Origin of the sequence: Vibrio intestinalis (genome assembly GCF_025195085.2) — a bacterium.
In the GTDB taxonomy this organism is placed as follows: domain Bacteria; phylum Pseudomonadota; class Gammaproteobacteria; order Enterobacterales; family Vibrionaceae; genus Vibrio; species Vibrio intestinalis.
On record NZ_JANAVY020000020.1, the window covers coordinates 60707 to 66706 of the forward strand.

The 6000-nt window shown below is 42.3% G+C and carries 5 protein-coding genes; 4 read left to right on the forward strand and 1 reads right to left on the reverse strand.

Features of this window, described 5'->3' with window-relative positions; translation table 11 throughout:
- Window positions 1-275 precede the first annotated feature (275 nt).
- The 3 genes from MU515_RS18410 to MU515_RS18420 all read left to right on the forward strand — a co-directional run bounded on the left by MU515_RS18410 (window position 276) and on the right by MU515_RS18420 (window position 3650).
- Window positions 276-1529: an aromatic amino acid transport family protein gene (locus tag MU515_RS18410; protein ID WP_260261856.1), complete on the forward strand. Its 1254-nt coding sequence runs from the start codon at window positions 276-278 to the stop codon at window positions 1527-1529.
- A 90-nt stretch (window positions 1530-1619) separates the two neighbouring features.
- Entirely contained in the window at window positions 1620-2981 is a 1362-nt protein-coding gene (locus tag MU515_RS18415) for an L-serine ammonia-lyase (RefSeq protein WP_260261857.1), read from the forward strand.
- Window positions 2982-3185: 204 nt separating this feature from the next.
- Entirely contained in the window at window positions 3186-3650 is a 465-nt protein-coding gene (locus MU515_RS18420) for a GNAT family N-acetyltransferase (protein WP_260261858.1), read from the forward strand.
- A gap of 53 nt (window positions 3651-3703) precedes the next feature.
- Here MU515_RS18420 and MU515_RS18425 read toward each other — a convergent pair whose 3' ends face one another.
- Window positions 3704-4384: a pirin family protein gene (locus MU515_RS18425; protein ID WP_260261859.1), complete on the reverse strand. Its 681-nt coding sequence runs from the start codon at window positions 4382-4384 to the stop codon at window positions 3704-3706.
- A gap of 406 nt (window positions 4385-4790) precedes the next feature.
- Between MU515_RS18425 and MU515_RS18430 the strand changes: the two genes are divergently transcribed.
- Window positions 4791-5369 (forward strand): hypothetical protein, encoded by a 579-nt coding sequence (locus MU515_RS18430; RefSeq protein ID WP_260261860.1) that lies wholly within the window; start codon window positions 4791-4793, stop codon window positions 5367-5369.
- The last annotated feature ends 631 nt before the right edge of the window (window positions 5370-6000 follow it).

The following is a 6000-nucleotide window of genomic DNA, read 5'->3' on the forward strand; positions in this document are numbered from 1 at the left end:
GTTCAACATATAAACACATTAGATTTATTACCTTTCCTTGGGGCAAACGTTTGGCTTGCGCCAACCAAAGATTAACTATTCATCGCATTAGTTATTCTAATTTCACGGATTAACATAAATCACGTGTAGCACGTCATTTTCGTGACAACAAACGGCTTTTTTACATATCATATTATCAGTCCTATCAATTTATGATTTAGATCTAATTTTTGTGTAATCAAATTATGCAGAATTGCACTCAACTTATTTCCTGTTCCTAAAATGAGTAATCCAAAATGAATACAACTACTACTTCGGCTACGACCGAACAATCGTCTAGTAAGTTTACTTACAAAGATTTCACCTGGTGTCTGTCGCTTTTCGGCACAGCAGTAGGTGCGGGTGTACTATTTCTTCCAATCAAAGCAGGTATCGGTGGTTTTTGGCCATTAGTAATCCTAGCTCTAATCGCGGCACCAATGACTTGGTTCGCACACAAATCTCTAGCTCGTTTCGTTCTTTCTGCTAAGAACCCTGAAGCGGACATCACTGACACTGTTGAAGAACACTTTGGTAAAGCTGGCGCAAACCTTATTACTTTTGCCTACTTCTTCGCCATCTACCCAATCGTTCTTATCTACGGTGTAGGTATTACAAACACAGTTGATTCTTTCCTAGTTAACCAAATTGGTATGGAATCTATCCCTCGTTGGTTGCTTTCAGGTGCATTGATCGCAGCAATGACAGCAGGCGTAGTGTTTGGTAAAGAGCTAATGCTAAAAGCAACGTCAGCGATGGTTTACCCACTGGTATTCATCCTACTTGCACTTTCTTTCTACCTAATCCCTGACTGGAACACGTCAATGGTAGAAGTAGCACCAGATTGGTCTGCAATGCCAACTGTTGTATGGCTAGCAATCCCTATCATCGTATTCTCATTCAACCACAGCCCAATCATCTCTCAGTTCTCTAAAGAGCAACGTCGTGTATACGGTGACAACGCAGTGAAGAAAACTGACGCTATCACTGGTGGCGCAGCAATGATGCTAATGGGCTTCGTTATGTTCTTCGTATTCTCTGTAGTACTTTCTCTATCTCCAGAGCAACTAGCACTAGCTAAAGAGCAAAACATCTCTGTTCTTTCTTACCTTGCAAACGTTCATGAGTCTCCGCTGATTTCTTACATGGGCCCACTAGTTGCATTCGCTGCAATTACTTCTAGCTACTTCGGTCACTTCCTAGGTGCACACGAAGGTCTAGTTGGCCTAATCAAGTCTCGCTCTTCAGCGCAAGTAAGCGCTATCGAAAAAGGCTCTCTACTATTCATCGTTATCACTACTTGGATTGTTGCAATTGTTAACCCAAGCATCCTAGACATGATTGAAACTATGGGCGCTCCTATGATCGCTGCAATCCTATTCTTGATGCCTGTATTCGCAATGCACAAAGTACCAGCGATGGCTAAGTACAAAACTTCTGCACCTGTACAGATTTTCACAGTTATCTGTGGTCTTGGCGCGATTAGTTCTGTAATCTACGGCGCTCTTTAATTTCCCAAACTTTTGGGTGATTAAACCAAGAATATAATGATAATAAAGGGCCTCCCATAAATTGGGGGGCTTAATTCTGAGGTAATCGATATGATTAGTGTTTTTGACATCTATAAAATCGGTGTTGGTCCTTCTAGCTCACACACTGTAGGCCCAATGAAAGCGGGTAAAGAATTTATTGATGATCTTCGTTCAATGGGAAAATTGCGCGACATCACTAAAATCACCGTTGACGTTTATGGATCACTATCACTGACAGGGAAAGGTCACCACACAGATATCGCAATCATCATGGGCCTTGCTGGCAATAGCCCTGAAAAAGTAGATATCGACTCTATTCCGGGCTTTATCGCACGCGTAGAGGAAACTGAACGCCTTCCTGTTGGCATGCACTGTCACACAGTATCGTTCCCGAAAGATGGTGGTATGAACTTCCATACTACTAACCTTGAGTTGCACGAAAACGGCATGCAGATCCACGCTTGGATCGATGACGAAAAAGCATACTCAAAAACTTACTACTCTATCGGCGGTGGTTTCATCGTTGACGAAGAGAACTTTGGTAAGTCTGAAGAGAACCCAATTAAGTCGCCTTACGAGTACACTTCTGCAGAAGAACTTGTGGCGCATTGTAAAGAAAGTGGTCTTTCAATCAGCGCGCTTGTAATGAAAAATGAGCACGCGATGCACTCAGATGAAGAGACTCGCACTTACTTTGCAAACATCTGGAAAACCATGCGTGATTGTATGGAGCGCGGCATGAACGAGGAAGGCATCCTTCCTGGTCCACTTCGTGTACCTCGTCGTGCAGCAGCGCTTCGTCAACAGCTATTAACCTCTGAAAAAACCACCAACGACCCTATGTCTGTGGTTGATTGGGTTAACATGTTCGCATTCGCTGTAAACGAAGAAAACGCAGCAGGTGGCCGCGTAGTAACTGCACCAACTAACGGTGCGTGTGGCATTATCCCTGCGGTACTGGCTTACTACGATAAGTTCATCCAGACAGTTACAGAAAAAGACTACATCCGTTACTTCGCAGCTTCTGGCGCGATTGGTGGCCTATACAAACGTAATGCCTCTATCTCAGGTGCTGAAGTAGGTTGTCAGGGTGAAGTTGGTGTTGCATGTTCTATGGCAGCGGCTGGCCTTGCAGAGCTTATGGGCGGTAGCCCAGAGCAAGTATGTATGGCAGCAGAGATTGCAATGGAGCACAACCTAGGCCTAACGTGTGACCCTGTTGCTGGTCAAGTACAGGTTCCATGTATCGAGCGTAACGGTATTGCTGCAGTGAAAGCAATCAACTCGACTCGTATGGCACTTCGTCGTTCTTCTGCGCCAACAGTATCGCTAGATAAAGTTATCGAAACGATGCTAGAAACAGGTAAAGACATGAACGCGAAATACCGTGAGACTTCTCAAGGTGGTCTAGCGATCAAGGTTATCTGCTAATACATCAATAGCAACAAGCTATCGTTTGATATACCTCGCGTTTACAAAACGACTGATGATACAATGGCGACATATGTCGCCATTTTTTATGCCTGTTAAGACACTATATCGATAGTTTTGCTATTAATTAAATCATACAGGTATCGTGCTTGTTCGAAACATATCGCGCTTCGACAAGTAAGTTTGTTGTATAAATGAGGTCATATGATCGCCATCAAACAAGCAAAGCTAAAAGACTTTGCAAACTTAATGGAAATAGAAGTGCTACCTGATCAAAAAGAGTGGCATATTCCATTTGAAACCGCTTATCACGATCGCTCTAAATTAGAGGTCATCCTGACCCTATTCTCTGGTAAACAAGCGATTGGTTATTTAGTGCTGGATAAAGCCTTTGCTCACTACGCGACATTCGCAGAGCGTCATGAGTTAGGCCTCAAATATTTCGTTATCGATAAGAATCACCAACGCAAAGGTTATGGCAAACAAGCACTGCAAAAGTTGTTTGTGTACGCCTATGCAGTAAGCCCAGACAGTAACTCTATTTGCGTGACTATTCCGGTAAAAAACAAACCCGCTTATGACTTTTTCATCTCCGCTGGGTTTGTTGATTCAGAGAAGTTCTATCGCGGCGAAAACGGCAAAGAGTGGATCTTACACCACAAGCTGTAAATGTTGTTTCAAAGCCCCTGAGCGTCCATAGAGGCACTCAAGGGCTTATATAATCAATTCCCTTCAACATAGAACAAGATCAGCTGCGCATCTGATGTCGCGGCAAACTCGATACCTTCTGCTGTTACCAACGTACCCGCTTCAATTGCTACGCCATTCACTTCAGCGCTACCTTTAGTTAAGTACGCCATTACCTCGCCCGACTGCACCGTGGTATAGCCTTGCTCTGCTTCTACAATCTCGATAATGGTTTGGCTATAGAAGGTCTCAGTTTGCTCTCGGCTGCCGCCATAGATTCGCGTGCGCTGGTTTACTTGTGGGGAATATAATTTGTAACCCGCTCGCTCGCCAGATTGCTCAGGCAAAGCCCAGATCTGAATCATCTGGTTAGGCACAGAATCAGGATTCACCTCGTTATGAGAAAACCCTTCCCCACCCGCTCGCTGCACCTGAACTTGCCCTTGGTTTAAGCCTGCACCATGCGCCATTGAACCTTGATGCTCCACTCGGCCTTGCACCATCACGCTGATCACATCAAGTTCACTGTGGGGATGCATTCCTGTCTCCCCATGTGGATGAAAGTTCGCGTCAGCTAGATAAACAAAGCTACCAATACCATTACTCGCCGTCGGATGCTTATAAGCACCAAATACACGCTTATCGGTAACCACGCGTTTTTCGCTTAGCCCTGCAAACCCACCTTGTGGCAATTGGTCTAGTGTCAGTATTTTCATGTTACGGCCCTCAAATTCGTTTATTTCCCACAACAATACTGAATAAGTTGCGCCTTGTGATTTGAGGAATTAGAACAAGTCGATTAGAAAAGCTGATGCTTCGCGATTTAGTCAATCTGCCCCTTTATGAGTTTCGGACATGGCTTGACTGAATGTTAACAGCCGGAACTATCCAAAAAGAATACTCATGTGATAGCTATTGTTTATAGACGTCCTAGCTCATTTTATAAATCACTTAGGACGGAAACAATTCATACAAACTTAGTTGCATTAGCCTAAAGAGACAATGAATAAAATAATGCTTGAAAAACTAAAATCTAAATTTAATCAATAAATTAAACCACTTGATTATCGGTACGTCATTTTGATAATGTTCAACTTCAGACTTATATTGAGAGGTTTTATAATGGAAGATATGTTCATTGTTGTTGGTAAACCAGATATACCAATTAAATGGCCTGAAAAAGAAAGTAGATATGCAGCACCAGAAATAGGGTTTACAATATATAAATCTATAGATATAACCGATGCTTCTGGTTCTACAACACGAATTGAAACTGTTGGTATACCTGACGCTCTTCCTCTTCATACGCAGACTGATGCGATGTTCTACGTTTATAAGTCAAAACAAGTTGGTCGAAGTTTCATTTTGGCGGCGAAAGAGGGTCAGGGGGTATATGTAAATAAAAATACAATTGAAGACATTGCCGTTTATTACGACAAATTTGTTTCGAAGTCGAATATGTTGATATTTTGGCAATTATTTTTCAGCGCAAGCGCATTCGTACCTTACTTCTCTTCAAAAGGTGGTCCTGATTGGTTTCTCTGGGTCGGTCTTTTCCTAGCTTTTGTGAGCACACCTCTCTCGCTCCGTTCAAGGTCTAAGTTGGCTAGCGTTTCTAAGTTTTTGCGCAGCGAAAAACTAACGCAATTTTTCATTGAACACGGAATAGTTGAAAAAAAAGCCAACATTTCTACTCTGTAATTTCACCTATATCTACCACATAAATAACCGTTCAGTCATGCACGGTTATTTATAAAAATATCAGCGGGGAGGTTTCTTCCGTTCAGATGTTCCAAGCTTAGAATTTATAACCTTCACCAAAAATGACTGCATCCCCTGCCATTGGATAGATTACCTATTAGCCATGCTAAGTGAATAACCAATACGGAACATGCTTTCATCAATATCGTACCATTGTTTACTATTAGTAATAGCATCAAACAAAACACTCAGAAATATACATTTTTGGAAGTGCATTATATCGCCCGCTATCTCAAGGTGGTTCGGACCGCCTTTCAAAGGTTATAAGTCTTTACCCTAATTGTCACAGATAAGTTTACTTTGGACCTGCATGCTAATAAGTGTTTAAGGCTTCAAGATGTTTTTCCTCATCTGAACTGATCGCACTGGTTCAGATGTTCTAAGAAGGGTTTGTCCAATTGCGAGTTAGCACCCTACTCCTTATTTGCCCAAAACAAAAAGGCCTCGCAATGCGAGTAATGCCGATCAGTTAAGAAATTTTTGAGATCATTTGACCGATCCTCAAAAAGCTTCAAAATCCGATATTAGGAAACTAATATCGGATTTTTTTATGCCTTTAGAAAGCCAACTT

What these genes read in the sequence shown, in the direction of transcription:
- MU515_RS18425 (WP_260261859.1), bottom strand. Translation starts at nt 4,384, where the DNA reads ATGAAAATACTGACACTAGACCAATTGCCACAAGGTGGGTTTGCAGGG.
- MU515_RS18430 (WP_260261860.1), top strand. Translation starts at nt 4,791, where the DNA reads ATGGAAGATATGTTCATTGTTGTTGGTAAACCAGATATACCAATTAAA.
- MU515_RS18420 (WP_260261858.1), top strand. Translation starts at nt 3,186, where the DNA reads ATGATCGCCATCAAACAAGCAAAGCTAAAAGACTTTGCAAACTTAATG.
- MU515_RS18415 (WP_260261857.1), top strand. Translation starts at nt 1,620, where the DNA reads ATGATTAGTGTTTTTGACATCTATAAAATCGGTGTTGGTCCTTCTAGC.
- MU515_RS18410 (WP_260261856.1), top strand. Translation starts at nt 276, where the DNA reads ATGAATACAACTACTACTTCGGCTACGACCGAACAATCGTCTAGTAAG.